The following is a 21685-nucleotide window of genomic DNA, read 5'->3' as shown; positions in this document are numbered from 1 at the left end:
CGCCGCGCTGCGCGCCTCCCTTCAGCAGCGGTTGCCCGAGCACATGGTGCCCACCGTCTTCGTGCACCTGGATGCGCTGCCTCTGACGACGAGCGGCAAGTTGAACCGCGCCGCCCTGCCGGCCCCGGACCTGACCGCACCGTCGCGGGGCGCGCGTGTCGCTCCTCGCACGGCCACGGAGCGCAAGCTCGCGGCCCTCTATGTCCAGGTCTTGCGGCTGGAGGAGGTGGGCATCCACGACAGCTTCTTCGCGCTGGGAGGCCACTCGCTCTTGGCCACGCAGGTCGTCTCGCGCGTGCGGAGCGACTTTGGGGTCGAGCTGCCTCTGGGCACGTTGTTCGACGAGCCGACGGTCGCGGGGTTGGCGAAGCACCTGGATGGGCTCGTGCCTTCACGGCCGGAGCCCGCGGGATTCGAGCCTCGCCCGGTCCACGGTGAGCCGCCGCCCGCCCAGGCGTCGCGCCCTGCGTCGAGTGGGCCCTCGCTGCTGGCGCGGAAGGTCGAGGTGGAGCCGTCCTTCGCGCAGCAGCGCCTGTGGTTCCTGGATCAGCTCGAACCAGGCGCCTCGGTCTACAACATCCCCGCCGCGGTGCAGATGGAGGGACCGCTGGAGGTGGCCGCCCTCCAGCGTGCCTTCACCGAGGTGGTGCGACGCCACCAGGTGCTCCGCACGCACTTCGCCGCGCGCAATGGCAAGCCCGTCCAGGTCATCGCCCCCGCGACGACAATGCTCCTGTCCGTCGAGGACCTGACCTCCATCCCGCTCTCCGAACGGGAGAGGGAGGCCGTGCGCCTCACGCGCGAAGAGGCGGTCCGACCGTTTGAGCTGTCGCGAGGCCCGTTGTTCCGCACCCGCCTGTTGCGCGTCGCGGAGCAAGAGCACCTGTTGCTCGTGACGATGCACCACATCGTCTCGGATGGCTGGTCCATCGCGCTGCTCATCCGCGAGGTCGCGACGCTGTACGCGGCCTACCTCATGGGATGGTCCTCGCCACTGCCCGAGCTGTCCATCCAGTACGCGGACTACGCGGCGTGGCAGCGGGAGTGGTTGCAGGGGGAGGTGCTGGAGAAGCAACTCGATTACTGGAAGAAGCACCTCCAGGGTGCGCCCCTCGCGTTGGAGCTGACCACGGATCGTCCGCGCGGCTCGACGCCGACGGGGAGCGTTGCCAACGTGGACTTGTCGCTGGCGGTGATGCAGCGGCTCACGGCCCTGTGTCGGAGCGAAGGCGCCACGCTGTACATGGGACTGTTGGCTGGGCTTCAGGCCGTGCTGGCGCGTCACTCGGGCCAGGACGACATCAGCGTCGGCGCACCCATCGCTGGTCGTAACCAGGCCCAGACCGAGGCGTTGATCGGCTTCTTCGTCAACACACTGGTCATCCGGACCCGGTTCGACGGGAACCCCACGTACCGCGAGCTGTTGCGTCGGGTGAAGGAGTCGACGCTCGGTGCCTACGCGCACCAGGACGTGCCCTTCGAGAAGCTGGTGGAGGTGCTCCAGCCGCCGCGCCTCCCGGATCGCACCCCGCTGTTCCAGGTGTCGCTGACGCTGTTGAACACGCCCACGGCGGAGTTGGAGCTGCATGGCCTGCGGCTCAAGCCCTTGGACCAGACGACGGGCACGGCGAAGTTCGACCTGACGGGCACGTTCACCGAGTCTCCCCAGGGGCTGATTGGCCGGATGGAGTACCGCAGCGACCTGTTCGATGCCGCGACGGTTGAACGGATGATGGGCCATCTGCGCGTTCTGCTCGAAGCGGCGATTGAGGCGCCGGAGACGCGCGTGTTCGAGCTCCCGCTGATGACGGCGGAGGAGCGGCGGCGCGTCCTCGTTGAATGGAACGACACGACCCGCGACTTCCCGCGGGACCTGCCCGTGCATCAGTTCTTCTCGATGCAGGCCGTCGCGACACCCGGCGCGGTGGCGGTCAGCTCGGGTGAGCAAAGGCTCACCTACGCCGAGGTCGAGGCGCGCGCGAATCAGCTCGCGTGGCACCTCGGGCGCATGGGGGTGCGACCGGGCGGGCGCGTGGGCCTGAGCGTGGAGCGCTCGCCCGAGCTCATCGTGGGCATGCTGGGCATCCTCAAGGCAGGCGCGGCCTATGTGCCGGTGGAGGCGAGCCAGCCCACGGAGCGCGTGGCGTGGATGCTCCAGGAGGCCGGCGTCAGTGTGGTGCTGACGCAGGAGCGACTGGCGGATGAGCTGCCCGAAGTGGGCGGCCTGCTGGTGCTGCTGGACGCTGAGTGGGACGCCATCGCGGCGAGGCCCTCGACCCCGCCCGATACGCAGGTGTGCGCAGACGACCTCGCCTACGTCATGTTCACCTCCGGCAGCACGGGGCGCCCCAAGGGCGTCTGCGTGCCGCACCGAGGCGTGACGCGACTGGTGCGAAACAACACCTTCGCGCGCTTCGGCCCCGACGAAGTCCTCCTTCAGTTGGCGCCCGTGGCCTTCGACGCCTCCACCCTGGAGGTATGGGGTGCGCTGCTGCACGGCGCGAGGCTCGTGCTGGCCCCGCCGCGTGCGCTCTCGCTGGAGGAGCTGGGCGCGCTGCTGACTCGGGAAGGCGTCACCACCCTGTGGCTGACGGCGGCCCTCTTCACGCAGATGGTGCAGCACCAGGGCGCGGCCCTGGCGCGTGTCCGGCAAGTGCTCGCGGGAGGAGATGTCCTGCCCGTGGAGCGCGTGTCCGAGCACCTGGCGCGGTTGCCCTCGGGCTCGGTGCTCATCAACGGGTACGGCCCGACGGAGAACACCACGTTCTCGGCGACGCACTCGCTGCGGAGCGGCGACTCGGTGGGGCGCACGGTGCCCATTGGCCGGCCGCTGTCGAACTCGACGGCGTGGGTGTTGGACGGCCGCCAGCAGCCGGTGCCTCCGGGCGTGCCCGGAGAGCTGTACGTCGGCGGAGACGGCCTCGCGTGGGGCTACCAGCGTCGAGCGGACCTGACGGCGGAGCGCTTCGTGCCCCATGGCTTCAGCGCCACGCCCGGAGCGCGGCTGTACCGCACGGGGGACAAGGCGCGGTGGCGCGCGGACGGCACGCTGGAGTTCCTCGGCCGAGTGGACTTCCAGGTGAAGGTGCGCGGCTACCGAATCGAGCCGGGCGAGGTGGAGGCCGTGCTGCGCCAACACCCGGGCGTGCGCGACGCGGTGGTGGTGGCTCGCGAGGACGTCCCCGGAGACAAGCGGCTGGTGGCCTACGTCGTCCCCGGCGGAGAGGTGTCCTCGCTGCGAGAGCACGTGCAGAAGCACCTGCCCGAGTACATGGTGCCCTCGGCCGTGGTGGAGCTGGCCGCGCTGCCGCTGTCCCCCAACGGCAAGGTGGACCGGAGAGCCTTGCCCGCGCCCGAGGCGCCGGTCGCACGGCCCACCGAGGACGCCGCTCCGCGCAACGCGCTGGAGGCGCAGCTCGTCGCGCTGTGGGCCGAGGTGCTGGGCCGCCCGTCGGTGGGCATCCACGACAACTTCTTCGACCTCGGTGGCCACTCGCTGCTCGCGACGCAGGTCATCGCGCGCATCCGCACGCTGACGGGTCGAGATGTGCCGCTCAAGGAGCTGTTCGACGCCCCCACCGTGGCCGCGCTGGCCGAGCGCCTTGGTGGATTGGCCGCGGGTGAAGCGGTACCGGCCGCGGCACCCGTCATCCTGGCGCGTGTCCAGGAGGCGGAGCTGTCGTTCGCGCAGCAGCGCCTCTGGTTCATCGATCAGCTCGAACCCGGCAGCCCCGACTACAACATCCCGGCCGCGTTGAAGATGCGCGGGGCCCTGGATGTATTGGCCCTGGAGCGCACGTTCGTGGAACTCGTGCGGCGTCATCACGTCCTGCGCACGGTGTTCCGCGTCAGCGAGGGCAGGGCGGTGCAGGTCATCACGCCCGCGTCCTCGTTCAAGGTGGAGGTGCAGGACCTCCGCGCGCTCCCCGAGGCCGCGCGAGAGTCCGAGGCGCGTCGGCTGGCGCGTGAGGAGGCGTCGCGTCCATTCGAGCTGTCACGTGGACCGCTGCTGCGCGTGCGGCTGCTGGTGATGGCGGAGCGCGAGCATCTCTTGCTCGTGACGATGCACCACATCATCTCCGATGGATGGTCCATCTCGGTGCTGCTGAAGGAAGTGGCCGCGCTGTACGCCGCCTTCTCCGCGGGACAGCCGTCGCCGTTGCCGGAGTTGCCCATTCAGTACTCCGACTTCGCCGCGTGGCAGCGCGATTGGTTGCAAGGGGAGACGCTGGAGCGGCAGCTCGACTTCTGGCGCGGACAGTTGGAGGGCGTGCCCTCGGCGCTGGAGCTTCCGACCGATCATCCGCGCACGGCGGATCCGCGCCGTCCCGGGGCGGTGATTCCCGTGGCGTTCTCTTCGTCACTGACGGAGGCGCTCCACGCGCTCTGTCGCCGAGAAGGTTCCACGCTCTACATGGGGCTCCTGGCGAGCTGGCAGTTGCTGCTGGGCCACTACTCCGGCCAGGACGACTTCTGCGTGGGCGCGCCCATCGCGGGGCGCAATCCGCCCGAGACCGAGGGCCTGCTTGGCTTCTTCGTGAACACGTTGGTGTTCCGCGCGCGGCTGGGCGGAAACCCCACGTTCCGCGAGCTGCTGGGCCAGGTGAAGGCGTCGACCCTTGGCGCCTATGCGCACCAGGACATTCCCTTCGAGAAGCTGGTGGAGGTGCTCCAGCCGCCTCGTCAGCTCGGGCGCACGCCGTTCTTCCAGGTGGTGCTGAGCCTGTTGAACACCCCGGCGATGAAGATCCGCCTGCCCTCCGTTGAACTGGAGCAGTGGGAGGTCTACGCCGGCACCGCGAAGTTCGACCTCAACCTGGGCCTCAGCGAGACGCCGCAGGGCCTCGTGGGCGGCCTGGAGTACCGCGCGGACCTGTTCGAGCCGGACACGCTCCATCGGATGCTGGCGCACTACCGCGTGCTGTTGGAGGCGGTGGTGGCGCATCCGGAGCGGCGCATCTCGGAGTTGGCGTGGGTGACGGATGAGGAGCGCCAGCGCGTCGTGTGCGACTGGAACGCCACCGCTCGCGACTTCCCGCGCGAGGCCAGCGTGCCGTCGTTGTTCGAAGCCCAGGTGGAGCGCTCGCCCGAAGCGGTCGCGGTGGAGTTCGAGGGACAGCGTCTGACGTACCGCGAGCTGGACCAGAGGGCGAACCGGCTGGCCCACCACCTGCGCGCGGAGGGCGTGCGCCACGGGGACCGGGTGGCGCTGTGCGTGGAGCGCTCGCTGGAGATGGTGGTCGCGGTGCTCGGCATCCTCAAGGCGGGCGCGGCCTACGTCCCGTTGGAGCCGACCACGCCGCCGGAGCGCCTCGCGATGTTGCTCGAGGACGTCCAGGCGTCGTGCCTGCTCACCCAGGCGGGGCTGCGAGAGCGGCTCGGAGGCGAGCGACTGGCCACGCGCGTGCTGCTGTTGGAGGCGCCGCTTCCCACGTCCTTGCCCGACACGCGACCGGCGATGCATGCCTCAGCAGATGACCTGGCGTATGTGATGTTCACGTCCGGCTCCACGGGGACCCCGAAGGGTGTCTGTATCCCGCATCGCGCCGTGGTCCGGTTGGTGGTCGGCACGGACTACGCGCGGCTGGGCCCGGACGAGGTCTTCCTCCAACTCGCGCCGCTCGCCTTCGATGCCTCGACGTTCGAGCTGTGGGGTTGCTTGCTGCACGGCGGGCGACTCGTCGTGTTCGACCGCCACACGCCCACGCTGGAGGAGCTGGGCCGCGCGCTGGACCGCCATGGCGTCACCACGTTGTGGCTGACCGCCGCGCTGTTCGCGCAGATGGTCACGCACCAGCCCGAACCCTTGGGGCGCGTGCGGCAGGTGCTCGCGGGCGGCGACGTGCTGGCGCCCGGCAAGGTGCGAGAGCACCTGTCGCGCGCGGGCCGCCTGGTCAACGGCTACGGCCCCACGGAGGGAACGACCTTCACCTCGTGCGCGGTGCTCACCCATCCCGACACGGTGGGACCGTCGGTGTCCATTGGCCGCCCCTTGGCCAACACACAGGTCTTCATCCTCGATGCGCACCTGCGGCCCGTGCCGGTGGGGGTGCCCGGCGAGCTGTTCATCGGAGGCGACGGATTGGCCTGGGGCTACTACCGGCGACCAGACCTCACGGCGTCGGCCTTTGTCCCGCATCCGTACAGCGCGGCGCCTGGGGCGCGCCTCTACCGCGCGGGAGATCTGGCGCGGTGGATGCCGGACGGAAGCCTCCAGTTCCTGGGGCGCAAGGATGCGCAGGTCAAACTCCGGGGCTACCGCGTCGAGCCCGCGGAGATTGAGGCCGCGCTCGCGCGACATGCGTCAGTCCGTGAGGTGGCGGTGCTCGCCCGGGGCGACATGCCTGGGGGAACAGCGCTGGTCGCCTACGTCGTCGTGCAGCCCGGTGCGTCGGTGGACCCCAGTGCCCTGCGCGACTTCCTCCGCCGGGGCCTCCCCGAGTACATGATTCCGGCGGCCTTCGTGGTGCTGCCCGCGTTGCCAGTCACGCGCAACGGCAAGCTGGATCGCCGGGCCTTGCCGCACCCGGACGCGAGCGGGGCAGGGGGAGCGGGGCGCGAGTTCGTGGCGCCGCGCACGCCCACGGAGGAGACCCTGGCGCGGCTCATCGCGGAGGTTCTCCGCAAGCCGCGCGTCGGCGTGCATGACAACTTCTTCGAGCTGGGCGGCCATTCATTGCTGGCGACCCAGTTGCTCGCGCGCGTGAGGGCCGAGCTGAAGACGGAGCTGTCGCTGCGCGACTTCTTCACGGGGCCGTCTGTCGCGGAGCTGGCGCGCCGGATGGATGGCGCGGGGAACGAGGCGGCGTCCTCTCCCCCTCCGCTGACCCGTGCCTCGCGCGAGCACGCGTTGCCATTGTCGTTCTCGCAGCGGCGCCTCTGGCGGCTGTTCAAGACGAGTCCGGCCTCCACGGCCTACAACATGGCTGGGGCCTATCGGCTCCAAGGCGCGCTGCATCCGGATGCGCTGCACGCGGCCATCCAGGCGCTCATCGATCGCCACGAGTCGCTGCGCACCACGTTCGACGAAGAGGCGGGGCAGCCGGTGCAACGCGTGGCGCCGACCCTGCGGTTCGACCTGCCCAGGGTGGACCTGCGCGAGCACGCGGATGCCCACGCGGAGGTCCTCCGCCGCATCGGCGACGAGGCGCGAACCCCCTTCGACCTGGTTCAAGGCCCGCTGGTGCGTGGCGCGCTCCTGCGCCTGAGCGAAGACGAGCACCTGCTGCTCCTCACCAAGCACCACATCCTCTCGGACGGATGGTCCGAGGGAGTCCTCATGCGAGAGGTCGGACTGCTCTACGCGGCCTTCGCGCGGGGCGAGACGCCTCGGCTGCCGCCCCTCGCGTTCCAGTATCCGGACTTCGCGGTGTGGCAACACACGTGGCTCACGGGCCCGACGCTGGAGGCGCGCCTAGGCTACTGGCGGACGGTGCTCGCCGGGGCGCCGACCTTGCTGAACCTGCCGCTCGACAAGCCGCGTCCTTCCACGCGGACGTTCGCGGGGGCCTCGATCCCCGTGGTGCTGGGGACGGCGCGGAGCGAGGCGCTCAATGCCCTCTGCCTCAAGGAGCGGGTGACCCCGTTCATGGCGCTGCTGGCCGTGTACGGGGCCGTCCTGTGCCACCAGTCGAACCAGGAAGAGGTCGTCATTGGCTCACCCATCGCCAACCGGGTGCTGCCCGAGCTGGAGCCGTTGATCGGCCTGTTCGTCAACGGCATCGCGCTGCGCGTGGACCTGCGCGGCGGGCCGAGCTTCCGCGAACTGCTCGCGCGAATGCGCGAGGTGACCCTGGGGGCGTATGCGCACCAGGACATCCCCTTCGACCTGGTGGTGGACGCGCTGGGCGTCGAGCGGCTTCCGCACCGCACGCCGCTCTTCCAGGCCATGTTCGCGCTGCAGAACGCGCCCATGGAGCCCGTGCGCCTGCCGGACGTCATGCTGCTGCCGGTCGCTGAGGACTCGGGGTCCGCCACATATGAGCTGAGCCTGGTGCTGAGCGAGAGCGACGGGCAGTTCAGCGGCACGTGGGTGTTCAACACGGACCTCTTCGCACTCGCGAGCATCGAGCGGCTGCGGGATGCCTGGTTCGCCTTGCTCGACCGCGCGCTGTCCCATCCCGACGAGGGCATGGGCGCAAGCAAGGTCGAGCCCCACCGGAGTTGAGGTTCCAGACGAAGTTCCGCAGCGCGTGCGAGGGAACTCATGGACGAGAAGAACCGCTACCGCAACACCGAGTCGATGATTGCCCATGGCAACCCGTCCTTCGATGCCGCGAAGGAGGCCGGGCTCCTGGGACTGTCGGTCCGCAACACGGGGAGAGGCTCGCTCTCGCTGCCGGACGGGCGGGAGTTCATCAACATGTGTTCCTGCTCGTACCTGGGTCTGGACTCCCATCCGGAGGTCCTCCAAGGCGCCATCCACGCGCTGGAGCGCGAGAAGACGATGGACATGGGCGTCTCGCGGCTGCGGATCCGCCTGGCGCTCCTGGACGAGTTGGAGGCTGAGCTGTCACGTCGGTGGCGCGGCACCGCCATCGTGACGACCACGGCGAGCGCGGCCAGCGCGGGGCTCTTGCCCCTCATCGCGTCCGGGCACCTGTTGCCGGAGAAGAAGTCGCCCGTGCTCGTCTTCGACAAGGCGGCGCACTTCTCCATGAACCTCATCAAGCCCATCTGCGCGGATGAGACGGAGGTGCTCACCGCTCCGCACAACGACCTCGACTTCCTGGAGGACGTGTGCCGCAAGCACGCCCGGGTGGCGTACGTCGCGGATGGCTTCTACTCGATGGGCGGGGCGGCCATCGTGAAGGACCTGCTCTCGCTGCAGGAGCGCTACGGCCTCTTCCTCTACTTCGATGACTCCCACTCGCTGTCTGTCTTCGGAGCGTCCGGCGAGGGGTTCGTGCGCACGCTGGTGGGCAAGGAGATCAACCCCCGGACCGTCATCATCGCCTCGCTGGCGAAGGGCTTCGGCACCTCGGGGGGCGTGGTGCTGCTCGGCTCGAAGCAGCATGAGGACCTCGTGGGGCGCTTCGCCGGGCCGCTGGGCTGGTCGCAGAGCCTGAATGTCCCGGCGGTGGGCGCGAGCCTCGCCTCGGCGCGTCTGCACGGCACGCCCGAGTTGGCGACGCGACAGGAGGCCCTGCGCGCCAACATCCGCCAGTTCGACGAGCGCGTGCCGACGCGGACCTCGGGCGAGGATTTCCCCATCAAGGTCATCGAGATCGGGCCGGAGGAGGCCGCGGTAGCCGGCTCGCGCTTCATGTTGGAGCGGGGCTTCTATTCCTCGGCGGTGTTCTTCCCCATCGTTCCGCGCGGGCGCGCGGGCCTGCGATTCATGATGCGCGCCAACGTGAGCCGCGAGGACATCCAGCGGCTGTGCGACGCGGTGGCGGACATGAAGCGGCGGTTCACCTGAGTCACCTGGGAGCCGACGTCATGTTCCTGCCCAATCCCTGTCGGACCTTCCTCGTGACCCCCGCCCTGGACGCCTCGCGCTTCGACAAGGCGCTGGACGTGGGCGCGGACGTGGGCCTGCTGGACCTGGAGGACGGCGTGCCGCCCGCGCTCAAGGCCCAGGCGCGGCAGCTCGCCGTCGAGCACCTGTGCCGGACTGGCGCGCGCCTCCCCCTGGCGGTGCGCATCAACAGCCTGCGCACGGCGGACGGTCTGCGAGACATCCTCGCGCTCCTGGAGTCCGGGGCCCGCCCTCGCGTCGTCATGTTGCCCAAGGTGGAGGCGCCCGCGGAGGTGCAGCAGTTGGAGGAGTTGCTCGCCCCGCGGATGCCGGACGTGGCCCTCATGGCCATCATCGAGACGCCGCGGGGGGTGGAGGCGGTGGACGCCATCGTCACCGCGTGCGAGCGGCTGCGGGGCATCATCTTCGGCGCCGCGGACCTCTCCGCGCAGCTCGGGGTGCCGCTCACCTGGGAGCCCATGTTCTACGCGCGCTCGCGCATCGCGATGGCCGCGGCGCTGGGCGGACGCTGCGCCATCGACTCGCCCTTCTTCGACCTGGGGGATCCGCAGGGGTTGGCGGCGGAGATGCTGCGGGCCCACGCGCTGGGCTTCACCGGGAAGATCGCCATCCATCCGCAGCAGGTGGGCATCATCCACGAGGCCCTCAAGCCGAGCGCGCGCGTGGTGGACCACGCGCGCCGGGTGCTCGCGCAGGCGGATGACGGGAAGGGCGGCATCCACGTGGTGGGCGGAAACATGGTGGGCCCGCCCCTGGTGGCCGCGGCGAAGCGCGTGCTGGCGAGTGTTCAACCCGACGACGACGACGAGCCCGTTCCCTTGAGGATCGGCTCCCGTGCTGGAGAGTCATGAAGAAGCTGGTCCCCGCTCACAAGAAGGTGGGCAAGCAGCGATACCGAGAGACCCATGGCCTGTACTTCGAGGACTTCGAGGTCGGAGACGTCTTCGAGCACCGGCCGGGTCGCACGCTCACCGACGTGGACAACATCTGGCAGTCCCTGTTGAGCCTCAACACCCATCCCTTGCACATCGACGCGGTCTACGCGGGGAAGACGGAGTGGAAGCAGCCGCTGATGTCCAGCCTGGTGACGCTGGCCATCGTGGGTGGGATGAGCCTCAACAGCACCAGCGCCAAGGGGGTGGCCAACCTGGGCTGGGACAAGATTCGCCTGACGGCGCCGGTGTTCGTCGGTGACACCATCTACGCGGAGAGCCGCGTGTTGGACAAACGCATGTCCCGCTCGCGGAAGACCCAGGGCATCGTCACGGTCGAGACGCGCGGCGTGAAGCCCGATGGCACGGTCTTCATGACCTTCGAGCGCTCGTTCCTGGTTCCACTCAAGAAGCACAGCGTGGATGTGGATGCGAACTACTGAGCCCTCCGAGGTTCGGAGCGGAGGCATGCGAACAGTGTCGCTCCTTCGATGAAGCCCATGCGCCCGGGGGTGTGAAGCGATCCGAAGCCCTCGGGGTATGGAGTGCACGCGCTGGACGGCCGGGCGAGGTCCACGGTCCGGTCGCCGCGCGCTCGAAGGGGAACAATTCGATGATGACGCCGCGAGGATTCATGCTCCTGGGGCTGGTGGTGTGTGCCCTGGGCTGTGGTGGTGGCCCGCCGTCCGCGCAAGCGACCCGGTCGCCCCAGGTGGTCGAGGCCGCGCCCGCTCAACCCCGTCCCACCGACGCGGAGCTGGCCCTGCCCCCGAGTGGCGCCCCGCTCCAGGCCGTCCCGGTCCACTACGCGGTGGACCCCTCGAGCTCCGCCCAGCGCTCGGTCTCCGTGGGCCGAGAGACGGCGGGCACGACGAAGCCCGAAAGCGCGGTGCCCGGCCGCGTGCGGCGAGTCCTGCCCTAGTCCCCACCCGCGACGATTCAGGAGACTGTCATGACGAATCGCAAGCTCATGGTCGTGGGCGCGGTGCTGCTGGGCGTGGTGAGCGCTCCCGAGGCGCGCGCCTGGGTGCAGTTCTGCAACGGGACCAACGTCACCCTGTGGACCGCCTACTCCTGGTACGCGCCGGGATGTCTGGTCGAGGATGGCTCCACCTGGGAGAAGCAGGGGTGGTGGAGCCTGACGCCGGGACAATGCAAGGTCGTCTCGGGCGCGCCCATCGTGAACCGCTACTCGTACTACTACGCGGAAGGGGGCGGCATGGCCTGGGCGGGCCCCTACTTCACGTGCACGCCGTACACCGCCTTCGACTGGTGCGACAACACGTGCAGCACGGACTCGCGCAACCTCGGATACCGCCAGCTCGATACGGACAGCTACTCGAACTACACCTTGACGCTCACGCCCTGAGGCGAGGGAGCGCACTGTGCTCGCCGTGGGTCGCGCGATTTCCCCCCTCGCGCGGCCCACGGCGGGACTTGGTTCGTCTGCGGGTGCTCAGTGCGGATCCGCGCGAACCCCGCGGCACTCATAGTGACGCGCCAGGGAGCCGATCTCGAAGCGCGTGACGATGCTTCGCGCGATGTACCGCGCCATGACCCGATAGACCGCCTCGGTCGGGTGCGCCAGGTCGCTCGTCGCGATGGGGGTGGGCGGTGGCGGACCGGAGATGGGCGGCACGCGAGGCAGCGCCATCATGGAGCTGGAGCTGGTACTCGAGCTGGAACTGGAGCTGGAACTGGAGGGCGGTGGACCCGAGGGCGGATGCGGGCGGAAGCCGCCCGAGCGGCGGGATGGCGACGAAGGGGGCGGCGGGATCCGGAACATTCCGCCCGGTGGTGGCGGCAGCGGGGGATAGGACGGCAGGGGCCCGATGGTGGGGTAGCGGAGCGCAGGCAGGTTGGACTGCGCTCCAGGCCGGAGGTGGTTCTCCGCCATGCGCGCGGGACTCCTCGTGACGGCCTTGAGGATGTTGAACATGTCCACGAGGCCGACGACGAGTCGTTTGTCATCGGGCTCCTCCGGCGCGTACCCCAGCGCGACGGCCGCCGCCAGATAGGCATTGAACACCGTGGCGCCGGACGTGTAGCGGACCTTCTTGGGGTCCTCGCGCGGAAGATTGACGAAGCGCACGGCGTCCGAGGGGTCCGGCAGGTTGATCAGCAGGAAGTGCGCGGTCCCTCCTGCGAGAACCCGCAGGGTGCGCATGTGCCGGAACATCTCATTGACGACCTTGGACATGGTGTCCGGGTCGCGATTGTTCGTCACCAGGTCGTTCAGCCCGAACCAGATGATGAACAGCGTCTCACCGTGGAGCGGACGCGCGCGGACCTGGGTCGTGAAGCGGTTGATCTGATCGCGGAAGGTGCCGCAGCCGATCTTCGAGCGATCCGAGGCCCCCATCGCGCCGCCCTCCGCGTAGTTCACATACGTGAAGGCACGACCGGAGCCAGAGCTTGGATCCGATGGATCCGTCAGCCCTCTCCCCGAGTCCTGATCCGAGTCCACGGTGAGCGAGCGGTGGACCACGGTGGCGGCCCGGCTCTCGATGAGCGGAGAGGTCGGCGGCAGGGCGGGCTTCGGCGGCGGCTCGTCGGGGATCTCGAAGCGCACCTGGGCGGCGCGGAACATCGAGGTTCCTCCCGCCCACTCCCAGAGGAAGTCCGTCCAATTCCTCCCATCGCTGAACCGGCCCAGCTCATTGACCTGCATGAGCCCGAAGAACCCCGCGAACCCACCCATGCCGGTCTGCGCCTTGGTCCCGATATCCGACATGCTGTCGCCAAAGATGATCAGGTTCTTGATGGTCGTACGCGGCACGGGTGTCGCTCCCTCGGATGACGGACGAGTTGCTGCGCTCGGCGGGTGAGCCCGCATCATTCCGAAGGAGATATCGGGAAGTCCAGTCAGTGAAGAAAATTTGAACTTCAATGGATTGGTGGGCTCGGCACGACACCTGGCGCGGGCCGCACGGTGGGGACCGTGCGGCCGCGAGCGCCGTGGGGGTCAGTGGATCCGCAGCGCGAGCTTGCCCAGGTGGTGCCGGGCCACGTCCTGCTGGGCCTTGGCGGCCTCCGCCATGGGGTAGGTCTGGCCGACTTCCAGGTGGAACGGGCCGGCTTCGATCAACGCGTTGAGGCGCTGGAGGACGTCGGCCCCTGGGAGCCCGTCATACGCCATCGTCTTGACGCCCGCGGGGCCCTTGGGCGCGGGCTCCACTCCGTTGGGGTACGCGATGCGGCCCCCCTTGCGGACAAGCTTCAGCGCGGCCTCGCAAGCGCCGCGGTTCGCCAGCACGAGCGCCGCGTCCAGGCCGTCCGGCGCGAACTCGCGGCAGGCCTTCTCCACGTCACCGCTCCGGCCGTCCACCGCGGCATCGGCGCCGAGGCGCCGCACCAGCGCCACGCCATCCTCTCCCGAGGCGACGGCCAGCACCTTGGCGCCCAGTCGGCGCGCGAGCTGGAGCGCGATGTGCCCCAGGCCGCCGCTGGCTCCGAAGATGAGCAACCGCTGACCGGACTTGAGCTGGAGTTGATCCTCCAGGCCGCGCAGGGCGGTGATGCCATCCGCCGCCAGCGTGGCCGCCTGCTGGATGGACAGGCCCTGGGGAACGCGCGCGGCGTTCTCGGCCTTCACGGCGGTGAACTCCGCGTAGAAGCCACCCTTGGGGCTGCCGAACGCGAAGCCGTAGGCGCGGTCGCCCACCTTGAAGTTCTTCACGTTCTTGCCCACGGCGACCACTTCGCCCGCGCCATCGCTGCCCGGGACATAGGGGAAGCGCGGGCCGCCCTCGATCATGTCGGCGAGTCCGCCGCCGACCTCCCATGCGTCCCACGCGCCAATGCCCGCGGCATCGACGCGGAGGAGGATCTCATCGTCGCCGCAGCTCGGGACCTTCACGGTCTTGATGCCAATGACCTCGGGGCCGCCAAACTTGTCGAGCGCGGCGGCCTTCATCGTATCGGGAATGGCCTGGGCCATGGAGAGCTCCTTCCTCAACGTGCATCCAGTGTCCCGAGACGATGTGCATGGGCCGGGGCCGGAGGCATCGCAGCCGGCCTCGCGGGCGGCGCGGTGGTCCGCCGCCTTCCGGCCCGGGGAGGCGACAGGGGCTGCACGTGCCGCGAGCCCTCGGAGGGGCGCCCGCCCGAGGGCCCGCTTGGATTACGGCGCGTCGACCGAGAGGCCCAGGGCCTCGGCGCCCGCGCGCCGCGCGCCATCGAGCGCGGAGACGAGCCGCGAGTAGGGGGCGCGTGGATCCGGCTCGAAGAGCAGGCCGCGCTGCCCTTCAGGCCGGGCCGCGAGGAACGCGCGGAGGCGCGGCACGCAGTCCTCGCCGCGGAGGGGTTCGCCTTCGAGGCGCAACGCCCCGTCCGCCGCGAGGCGCACGACGCCGGGTGCCAGCTCGGCGGTCGAGGCGGAGTCATCCGGGACGGGCAGCTGCAGTGACAGCGTTTGAGTCATGAGGGGCGTCATCACCATGAAGATGATGAGCAGCACCAGCACCACGTCCACGAGCGGCGTGATGTTGATGTCGGACCGCATGTCCGAGGCGGGTTTGACGACGGTGATCTTGCCGCGGCGGGCAACGACGGGCGCTCTCACGTTCAACCTCCGTGGGGATGTGGAGGCTGACAGGGGACCACGGAGCGCCGGCGCGTTGGCCTGTCGCGCTCCGTGGTTCGGTCATCGTTTCGTCACGGGGCGGGATCGAACCGCGCCTCCAGCTTCACGCCGGCGTAGGGCGCGCGCGCCTTGAGCATGACGTGGAAGTAGTTGCCGGCCGCGGGGCTGGGGATGTCCACCGTCTCGTCATTGCCAGCCAGGTAGGGGCGGTAGTCGTAGGTCGTCGTGGTGGGCCAGGTGACGGCGCGGATGTAGAGGTCCGCGTTGCCCGTGCCGCCGCTCGTCTGGAAGTGGAGGTTGCGCGCGCCGGCCGGCACCCACAGGTAGAAGTACAGGACGTCACTGGACGCCAGCGAGCCCCGGTAGCAGCCATTGCCCAGCACCATGGGGTTGGAGTCCGTGCACGGCGTGCCCGAGCCCGGCCCAGGTCCCGGCGTGGCGCACGTGCTGGGATCCGCCGCGGTGGAGACGCAGTCGATCCACTGGTGGAACTCGGTGTCGTGCGAGGTGCCCAGTCCGTCCAGGTACGTGCGGTAGGTCGTGTAGTTGCCCGCGCGGAACTGGCCGAGCATCGTGGTGACCTCGCTCGCGTGCCGCTCGAACATGAAGCGCACGCCCAGGTAGCCCCAGTAGTACACGCGCTCCGTGCCGCTGTTGTAGTCGTTGCGCAGGATCTGGCTGAGCTGGAACGCCTTGCTCGTGCCGAGCTGCACCGCGTCCGCGTTGTCGTTCTTCTTGGAGATGTACTCGGCCAGGCCCTCGACCCACCAGATGGTGGGCTGGCTGGTGCTGGCGCCGAAGTCGCCCATCATGTCGAAGCGCCCGTCGAGGTAGTGCACGTACTCGTGCTCCAGGTTCCAGATCTTGAACGTGGGGCGCACCCACTCGGCCTCGTAGGCGATGAACCGGGCCTGGTTGCCCGCGGCCGCCGGGTCGCCTTCCAGATACATGCCGCCGTTGTTGGTATCGATGCCGAAGAGCGCGCCGGCGTACGTCTCGTAGTCCAGGCTGCTGTCGAAGATGACCATCTCCAAGGACGTGTTGCCGTCATTGGCCACGGGCACCTTGTTCGTCTTCAGCTTGTCGTGGAAGTACGCCTCCTGCGCGCCGAGCACCGTGCAGCTCTGCGTGAGCTGATCCGACGTCATGTCCTGGGCGCGCAGCCGCAGCGTGGCGCCGCAGCTGTACGACGTGCGGAGCACCGCCTGCTCCAGGGCGACCCGGAAGTTGCAGATGCCGTAGTACGAGCAGTTGGCGCCATCGTAGTAGTCCGCCATCTCGGCGGCGCCCACCCAGACGCCCGCGGTGGGGCCCGTCATGGCGTGATTGGTGATGAGCGCCTTCACCTTGGGGCGGGTCTTGTCTTGCAGCGCCCCGGTATACTGGAGGAACCGCGACAGCTCGCGGGCGGCGTTGACGGTGAGGTATTGGTTGTCCGTGCCCAGGAGCGAGTCCGTGCGCACACCGAAGCTGTCCAGGGAGTCCAGGATGGAGGAGTCGCGCTGCACCGCGGCGACGAAGTCCGTGAGGTAGTGGCCGCGGAACAAGCCGGTGAAGACGTTGTTGGTGGCGCTGCGCATGTACCAGTAGGGCAGGGCCGTGCTGTTGAAGCGATCCAGGATGCCTCGGAAGGTGCTCAGGTGCTGGGCGTTCTCTCCCGCGCTGTCGATGAGGATGACGAACTCACTGAGCACGGCGCCGTGGTCATCATTGACATCCGCGAAGTGGCTGTTGGCGACGAAGGCGTTGAGCGCCGGGCGGATGGCATTGCGCAGCGCGGTGCCGTAGGCGCCCACCGCGTCCGAGTTGTAGTACTGCACGTAGTAGCCGGCGCGCAGGAACAGGACGAGCTGGAGCGCCTTGCCGGTGTTGTTGCCCGGGTACTGCTGCGCGCTCGTGGTGAGCGCGTTGGCGACGGCCACCATCTTGCTCTCGATGAACACCTGTCCGGCGAGCGTGCCGGTGAGGTTGAACAGCGAGTTGACGCAGTCTTCCGCGGAGCCCTTCACCAGGGTGACCAGGGCGCTGCCGCTGGCGGAGGCGAACGCGGCGGTGTCACACGTCGCGAGCAGACCCAGGCGCGCGGAGCTGGGCGTGGGCTCGCGGCGGAGTTGCTCCGGGGCCACGTTGGGGCTTCGGTCGCCGGTGCGGATGCGCGCCTCGGCGCGCTCCACGCCGTGGCCCCGCTCGGCTCGTCCCGGGGCGGGACCTCCGGGAAGCGCGGCGGCAGAGGTGGCCGTCAAGGTGAGACACAACGAGAGGAGCAGGGCGTGACGATGCCCGGTCTCGGGGGGACAGCGCATGGCTTGGACTCCTGGCACGAGGGGGAATGCTCGGTGTCTCGCGGCTCCCGTGACACCGACGTGGGTTTCACGTGGAGTTCAAGGTATTCGTGACTGAGTCTGTCGTTCTTGTGTCTTTGCTACGTGGGGACGAATGGAAACGACCAAAGCCCGCGACGCGCTGGAGCAGTGGCGGGTGGAGTTCATGGGGAGGGTGGCGAACCCGCTGTTCGCGGAGGCGTTGTTCGACCGGGTCCCGGACATCGTCTTCAGTGTGAAGGACATCCAAGGGCGCTACGTGTGCATCAGCGAGGCGTGCGCGGAGCGCTGCGGTCTGCGCAGCAAGGCCGCGGCGGTGGGGCGCACGGCGCACGAGCTGTTTCCGCGACACATGGCGGACCGATACGTGCGACAGGACGAGCGCGTCTTCCGGACCGGCCGTCCGCTGGTGGACAACCTGGACCTGACGCTCTTCAACAACCGCAAGCCTGGGTGGTGTCTGACGAGCAAGGTCCCGCTGTTCGCCGGGGATGGTCGCATCCTGGGGCTCGCGTGCCTGTCCAAGGACGTGCACGAGCCGGGGCGCATTGGACTGGTGGACGAGCGCTTCGCGGCGACCATCGATTACCTCCAGGCGCACTATGGGGAGCGGCTGAGAATCGACGGGCTGGCTCGGCGCGCGGGCATGTCCGGGGCGCAGTTCGAGCGGCGGATGCGGCGCATCTTCCAGCTCTCCGCGGGGCAGTTCATCATGAAGACGCGCATCGACGCGGCGGCGGAGCGATTGCTCTTGGATCCTGGGCTGCCCATCGCCGCGATTGCCCTGGCGGTGGGGTTCTGCGACCAGAGCGCGCTGTCGCGGCAGTTCAAGCTGGTGACGGGGTTGAGCCCGCGGCAGTACCGCCAGCTCTTCGGTACGGGGCCGGGGCGCGTGCGCTGACGCCGCTTCTGGTATGAGCCTCGCCCCATGTCGACGCCCGCCGAGTTGCTGCGCTCCGAGACCCGCCGCTACCTGCGTGGCTACCGCAACGCGTCCCTGTGCGTGGGGCTCACGGTTGGCGGGACGCATGTCGTCGAGGGGCTTCGAGGGAAGGGCACGCCGCCCGCGCCGGACGCGCTGTTCTCGCTGGGGGCGCTGACCGAGGTGTTCACCACCGCGCTGTTGTCCGTCCTGGTGGAGCGGGGGGAGCTGCGGCTGGACACGCCGCTGTCGGAGTTGATTCCCCGGGGACTCCTGGTGGATGAGGCGGCGGGCCGGATCACCCTGGAGCAGCTCGCGACCCATACGTCCGGGCTGCCGCACCTGCCGCCGAACCTGGATGCGGCGCCGCAGAATCCGGAGGACCCCTTCGGGCACTACTCGGCGGGACTCTTCGGAGAGTTCCTGCGGAGCTACCGGCCCTCGCGGCCCGCGCCGCGCCCCCATTCCGAGTCCTTCCTCGGGATGGGCGTCCTGGGGCATGCGTTGTCTCGGCGCGCGGGTGTGAACTACGGCCATGCGTTGAGGGACCTGGTGTTCAAGCCGTTGGGCATGGGTGACACCACCACCCGCATCACGGACGAGCAGGCGCCGCGAGCGATGTCTGGCCACACCGCGCGAGGCAAGGCCGTTCCCAGCTGGACGTTTCCAGCGCTCCCGGGCGCGGGGGCGGTCCACTCCCAGGTGGGGGATGTGCTGCGTTTCCTCGATGCACACCTGGGGCGAGGCGCGCCCGAGGTCGTGCGAGCACTGAAGCGAACGCAGGCGCCTCGGGTGGAGGCGGGGCGTGCACGCTGGAGCCTGGGCTGGACGGTGACGCGTCAGCAGGGCCGGGAGGTGCTCTGGCGCTCGTCCGTGATGGGGGGCTTCGTGGGGTTCCTCGGATTCGTGCCCGAGGCGGATGCAGGCGTGGTCCTACTCGCGGATCATGGCTGGTCACTGCTGGACGCGCTCCGCGGCCGAGTGCCCGTGGAGGCGCCTGGATTGACGCTGTTGTCCAGCGTCAAGTTTCATCCGGTTTCATGAGTCTGAGACAGGTTGCTGGACGCACATTCTGCCGGTGATTCACCCTGATTCCTCGTTGGAGGAAGCAGGTCTGGGCGTACGATGCCGTGCTCTCACTGCCTTCCCGGGACCTGTCATGCGCTTGTCTTTGATTGCTCCTTTGGTGCTGTTTCTCTCCGCCGCGTGCGACGATTCCGAAAGCAGCGTCCGGTCTTCCTCCCTCGCGGTTTGCTCGTTTGACGATGCGTGCTCCGATCCTGGGGAGCGCTGCAATGTCAGCCAGGAGTGTATGCCCTATGGTCTCGACGGAGGGGGCTGGAACCCTGGATGCCAGAAAGAAGAGGGAGATCGCCGCTGCCATCGGCGCTGCGACGACGGCGTCTGCGCGAAAGGCGAGACATGTCAGTGGGCGTTGCTCTCGCCGCGCAGCGATTACGCGGACCAGATCAAGCTCTGCCTTGAGTGACAGGCTTGACTGATGCTGAGGTGCTGAGTTCCCACCGGGCTGAGTTCTTGGTCCGGTGGGGTGCCGTTGGGATGGGCTGTGTCAGCCCGCCTCGCTCAGGCGTGGAGTGCGTCGAGCGTGGCCGTCCCCATCGTGCAGCAGAACACCCACTCACCGAACGCCGCTGCCTCGGCGGTGGCGAAATCCCAGCACGCACCTCGGGGGCCGCTGACGGTCTCCCTGCACGCAGTGCCCGCGCCGCTCACTCTTGACGTGCAGGAGTGGCTGCCACGAGGACTCCTCCCTTGTTCACGACGCTCCGGTTGGCTCTTCCCGTTGTGGATGAGTTTCAGGGGCGGCCCACCAGGAGGAACAGGTCGCGGAGGCCATCGGGCTCGAGCGTGACGGGCCCCACGTCCAGTGGCGCGATGAGGCCCCCGAGGAACGCCACCGTGCCGTGCTCCTCCGCCGACACACGGTAGCGATCCGCCCCGGTGAAGACGCCGCTGGGATGCGCCATGGGAAAGGCGCGGGCGCGCAGGGCGTTGCCCTCGTTGCGATCGAACTGGGCGACGAAGAGGTTGGTGTCGCTGCCCGGAACGCCCGGCACTGCGCCGCTGCCGAGCGTGTCCCCATCCCGGTATCTGCCCACCACCGTCACGTCATCGAGCGGGGCCATCACGAGGTCGAGCCCCTCGAAGCCCAGGCGTCGAATCCACCGCTCATCCCCCGCGCGAGAGAAGCCCACCAGGAATCCCTCATTGCCGCCGCGAGGGCTCAGCGTGGTCCCCGCGAACGTCAGCGGGCTGGAGAAGGCGCCGGTGAGGACGACCCGGTTGCCATGCACGCCCACCGCGTGTCCCTGGGCCGCCACCGTGCCCAGCTCCCGCCGCCACAGCACCTCCCCCGTGGGTGAGAACTTGTAGACGAAGGGGATGCGGTCGATGGGGGGATAGAGGTCCGAGGCCCAGGTGCCCGCCAGGTAGAGGTTGTCGTCCTCGTCCAGGGCGAAGTCGCTTGCCTCGGCGAAACGGCTCTCGCCGTCGTAGCCCCACTGGAAGTTCCCCCGGGCGTCGAGGTGAAGGAGCACGGCGGAGTTGTCCGCGACGATGACGGCCGTTCCGAAGTAGATGGCGCCTCGGAGCAGTCCACCCATCGCGAGGTTGCCCGCGCGATCCACGCGGAGTCGCCGGGGGTCGAACCAGCTCGTGTACTCCAACGGATAGGCGCGCGACCAGACGTGGCGCCCGGCCGCGTCGAGCTCGCCCAGGAAGACTCCGGTGGGGAACTCGCCCGCGGTGAGTGGACCTCCGCCCAGGTCGACGCTGCCCTCGAAGGTTCCCGCGATGAGCACATGACGATCCCGACGTGCGGCGACGGCCGCCACGCGCGCGAGCACCGTGCGTGACCAGAGGCGCTCGCCCTGAGGGCGATACTTCGCCACCACGGAGGCTTCTCCCGGCGCGACGCTGAGCGGCCCCGACTCGTCGGAGAGGCGTTGGGCGAACCTCGCGGCGATGACGAGGTTCCCATCTCCGTCATGGACCGCCGCCGCGGCCTGCTCCTCGCCGGGCCCGGTGAGCCGCGAGGCCCGCCCTGTCTCCACGCCGAGCGACACGGAGCCCGCGTGCGCCGCTGCCCCTGGTGCTTGCGTGTCCGGCGGGCCTCCACAGGCGAGGCACCCCGCGAGCGCGATTCCTCCTGCCTTCCGTCGCAGTCGTCTCATTGGCTCCCTCCGCGGTTCCCACGGTGGGCGCGCGCTCGCGATGAGGCCAGCTGGCGGCCCGACGCGTGCTCGACTGTCAACAGCCTCCCGAGAGCGCGCAGGTGCTCGGGTGTGCGCAGGAATCCTCCCCGAGGTTCGCAATGCTGACGGAAAGTTCCTGACAAGTCGGTCTGATTCAATCATCAGGCTGAATCGGGATTGATGCTCCTTCCTGAATGGCGGTGTGACACGTACTGACACGGGTTTCGAT

The 21685-nt window shown here is 69.2% G+C and carries 13 protein-coding genes; 8 read left to right on the top strand and 5 right to left on the bottom strand.

Annotation, left to right across the window (positions count from 1 at the left end; translation table 11 throughout):
• Positions 1-43: 43 nt before the first annotated feature.
• From KRR26_RS32485 to KRR26_RS32460, 6 genes are all read left to right on the top strand, one after another.
• Complete coding sequence (locus tag KRR26_RS32485) at positions 44-8167, top strand: non-ribosomal peptide synthetase (RefSeq protein WP_217081713.1); 8124 nt, start codon at positions 44-46, stop codon at positions 8165-8167.
• 39 nt (positions 8168-8206) lie between these two features.
• Positions 8207-9421: an aminotransferase class I/II-fold pyridoxal phosphate-dependent enzyme gene (locus KRR26_RS32480; RefSeq protein ID WP_120209556.1), complete on the top strand. Its 1215-nt coding sequence runs from the start codon at positions 8207-8209 to the stop codon at positions 9419-9421.
• A 20-nt stretch (positions 9422-9441) separates the two neighbouring features.
• Positions 9442-10332, top strand: a complete 891-nt coding sequence (locus KRR26_RS32475) for an HpcH/HpaI aldolase/citrate lyase family protein (protein ID WP_120209555.1) — start codon at positions 9442-9444, stop codon at positions 10330-10332.
• Entirely contained in the window at positions 10329-10856 is a 528-nt protein-coding gene (locus tag KRR26_RS32470) for a MaoC/PaaZ C-terminal domain-containing protein (protein WP_120209554.1), read from the top strand. The genes KRR26_RS32475 and KRR26_RS32470 overlap by 4 nt, the downstream gene beginning before the upstream one ends.
• A gap of 170 nt (positions 10857-11026) precedes the next feature.
• The gene (locus KRR26_RS32465) at positions 11027-11335 is read left to right on the top strand and encodes a hypothetical protein (RefSeq protein ID WP_120209553.1); all 309 of its coding nucleotides are present in this window, start codon (positions 11027-11029) and stop codon (positions 11333-11335) included.
• A gap of 30 nt (positions 11336-11365) precedes the next feature.
• Positions 11366-11782 (top strand): DUF1036 domain-containing protein, encoded by a 417-nt coding sequence (locus KRR26_RS32460; protein WP_120209552.1) that lies wholly within the window; start codon positions 11366-11368, stop codon positions 11780-11782.
• Between the two features lie 87 nt (positions 11783-11869).
• Here the strand turns inward: KRR26_RS32460 and KRR26_RS32455 are convergent, their stop codons facing one another.
• From KRR26_RS32455 to KRR26_RS32440, 4 genes are all read right to left on the bottom strand, one after another.
• On the bottom strand, positions 11870-13192 hold the full coding sequence (locus KRR26_RS32455; RefSeq protein WP_217081712.1) for an SGNH/GDSL hydrolase family protein: 1323 nt from the start codon (positions 13190-13192) through the stop codon (positions 11870-11872).
• Between the two features lie 186 nt (positions 13193-13378).
• Positions 13379-14353: an NADP-dependent oxidoreductase gene (locus KRR26_RS32450; RefSeq protein ID WP_199723911.1), complete on the bottom strand. Its 975-nt coding sequence runs from the start codon at positions 14351-14353 to the stop codon at positions 13379-13381.
• 183 nt (positions 14354-14536) lie between these two features.
• Positions 14537-14977, bottom strand: coding sequence for an ExbD/TolR family protein (locus KRR26_RS32445; RefSeq protein ID WP_217081711.1), 441 nt, complete (start codon positions 14975-14977; stop codon positions 14537-14539).
• A 92-nt stretch (positions 14978-15069) separates the two neighbouring features.
• Positions 15070-17301 (bottom strand): M9 family metallopeptidase, encoded by a 2232-nt coding sequence (locus KRR26_RS32440; protein ID WP_217081710.1) that lies wholly within the window; start codon positions 17299-17301, stop codon positions 15070-15072.
• A 133-nt stretch (positions 17302-17434) separates the two neighbouring features.
• Between KRR26_RS32440 and KRR26_RS32435 the strand changes: the two genes are divergently transcribed.
• Both KRR26_RS32435 and KRR26_RS32430 read left to right on the top strand, forming a co-directional pair.
• Positions 17435-18220 carry an AraC family transcriptional regulator gene (locus tag KRR26_RS32435; RefSeq protein WP_217081709.1) on the top strand — a complete coding sequence of 262 codons (786 nt, stop codon included), beginning with the start codon at positions 17435-17437 and terminating at the stop codon, positions 18218-18220.
• A gap of 27 nt (positions 18221-18247) precedes the next feature.
• The gene (locus tag KRR26_RS32430; protein WP_217081708.1) at positions 18248-19285 is read left to right on the top strand and encodes a serine hydrolase domain-containing protein; all 1038 of its coding nucleotides are present in this window, start codon (positions 18248-18250) and stop codon (positions 19283-19285) included.
• A gap of 773 nt (positions 19286-20058) precedes the next feature.
• Here the strand turns inward: KRR26_RS32430 and KRR26_RS32425 are convergent.
• Positions 20059-21435 carry a hypothetical protein gene (locus KRR26_RS32425; RefSeq protein WP_236069412.1) on the bottom strand — a complete coding sequence of 459 codons (1377 nt, stop codon included), beginning with the start codon at positions 21433-21435 and terminating at the stop codon, positions 20059-20061.
• Positions 21436-21685 lie beyond the last annotated feature (250 nt).

This window comes from Citreicoccus inhibens (assembly GCF_019039035.1).
Classification (GTDB): Bacteria; Myxococcota; Myxococcia; order Myxococcales; family Myxococcaceae; genus Citreicoccus; species Citreicoccus inhibens.
This window is presented reverse-complemented; position numbering and strand designations above follow the sequence as displayed.

Coding starts and splice junctions, on each gene's coding strand:
- KRR26_RS32440 (WP_217081710.1), bottom strand. CDS start 17,301: ATGCGCTGTCCCCCCGAGACCGGGCATCGTCACGCCCTGCTCCTCTCG.
- KRR26_RS32485 (WP_217081713.1), top strand. CDS start 44: ATGGTGCCCACCGTCTTCGTGCACCTGGATGCGCTGCCTCTGACGACG.
- KRR26_RS32430 (WP_217081708.1), top strand. CDS start 18,248: ATGTCGACGCCCGCCGAGTTGCTGCGCTCCGAGACCCGCCGCTACCTG.
- KRR26_RS32450 (WP_199723911.1), bottom strand. CDS start 14,353: ATGGCCCAGGCCATTCCCGATACGATGAAGGCCGCCGCGCTCGACAAG.
- KRR26_RS32465 (WP_120209553.1), top strand. CDS start 11,027: ATGATGACGCCGCGAGGATTCATGCTCCTGGGGCTGGTGGTGTGTGCC.
- KRR26_RS32435 (WP_217081709.1), top strand. CDS start 17,435: ATGGAAACGACCAAAGCCCGCGACGCGCTGGAGCAGTGGCGGGTGGAG.
- KRR26_RS32470 (WP_120209554.1), top strand. CDS start 10,329: ATGAAGAAGCTGGTCCCCGCTCACAAGAAGGTGGGCAAGCAGCGATAC.
- KRR26_RS32475 (WP_120209555.1), top strand. CDS start 9,442: ATGTTCCTGCCCAATCCCTGTCGGACCTTCCTCGTGACCCCCGCCCTG.
- KRR26_RS32425 (WP_236069412.1), bottom strand. CDS start 21,435: ATGAGACGACTGCGACGGAAGGCAGGAGGAATCGCGCTCGCGGGGTGC.
- KRR26_RS32460 (WP_120209552.1), top strand. CDS start 11,366: ATGACGAATCGCAAGCTCATGGTCGTGGGCGCGGTGCTGCTGGGCGTG.
- KRR26_RS32480 (WP_120209556.1), top strand. CDS start 8,207: ATGGACGAGAAGAACCGCTACCGCAACACCGAGTCGATGATTGCCCAT.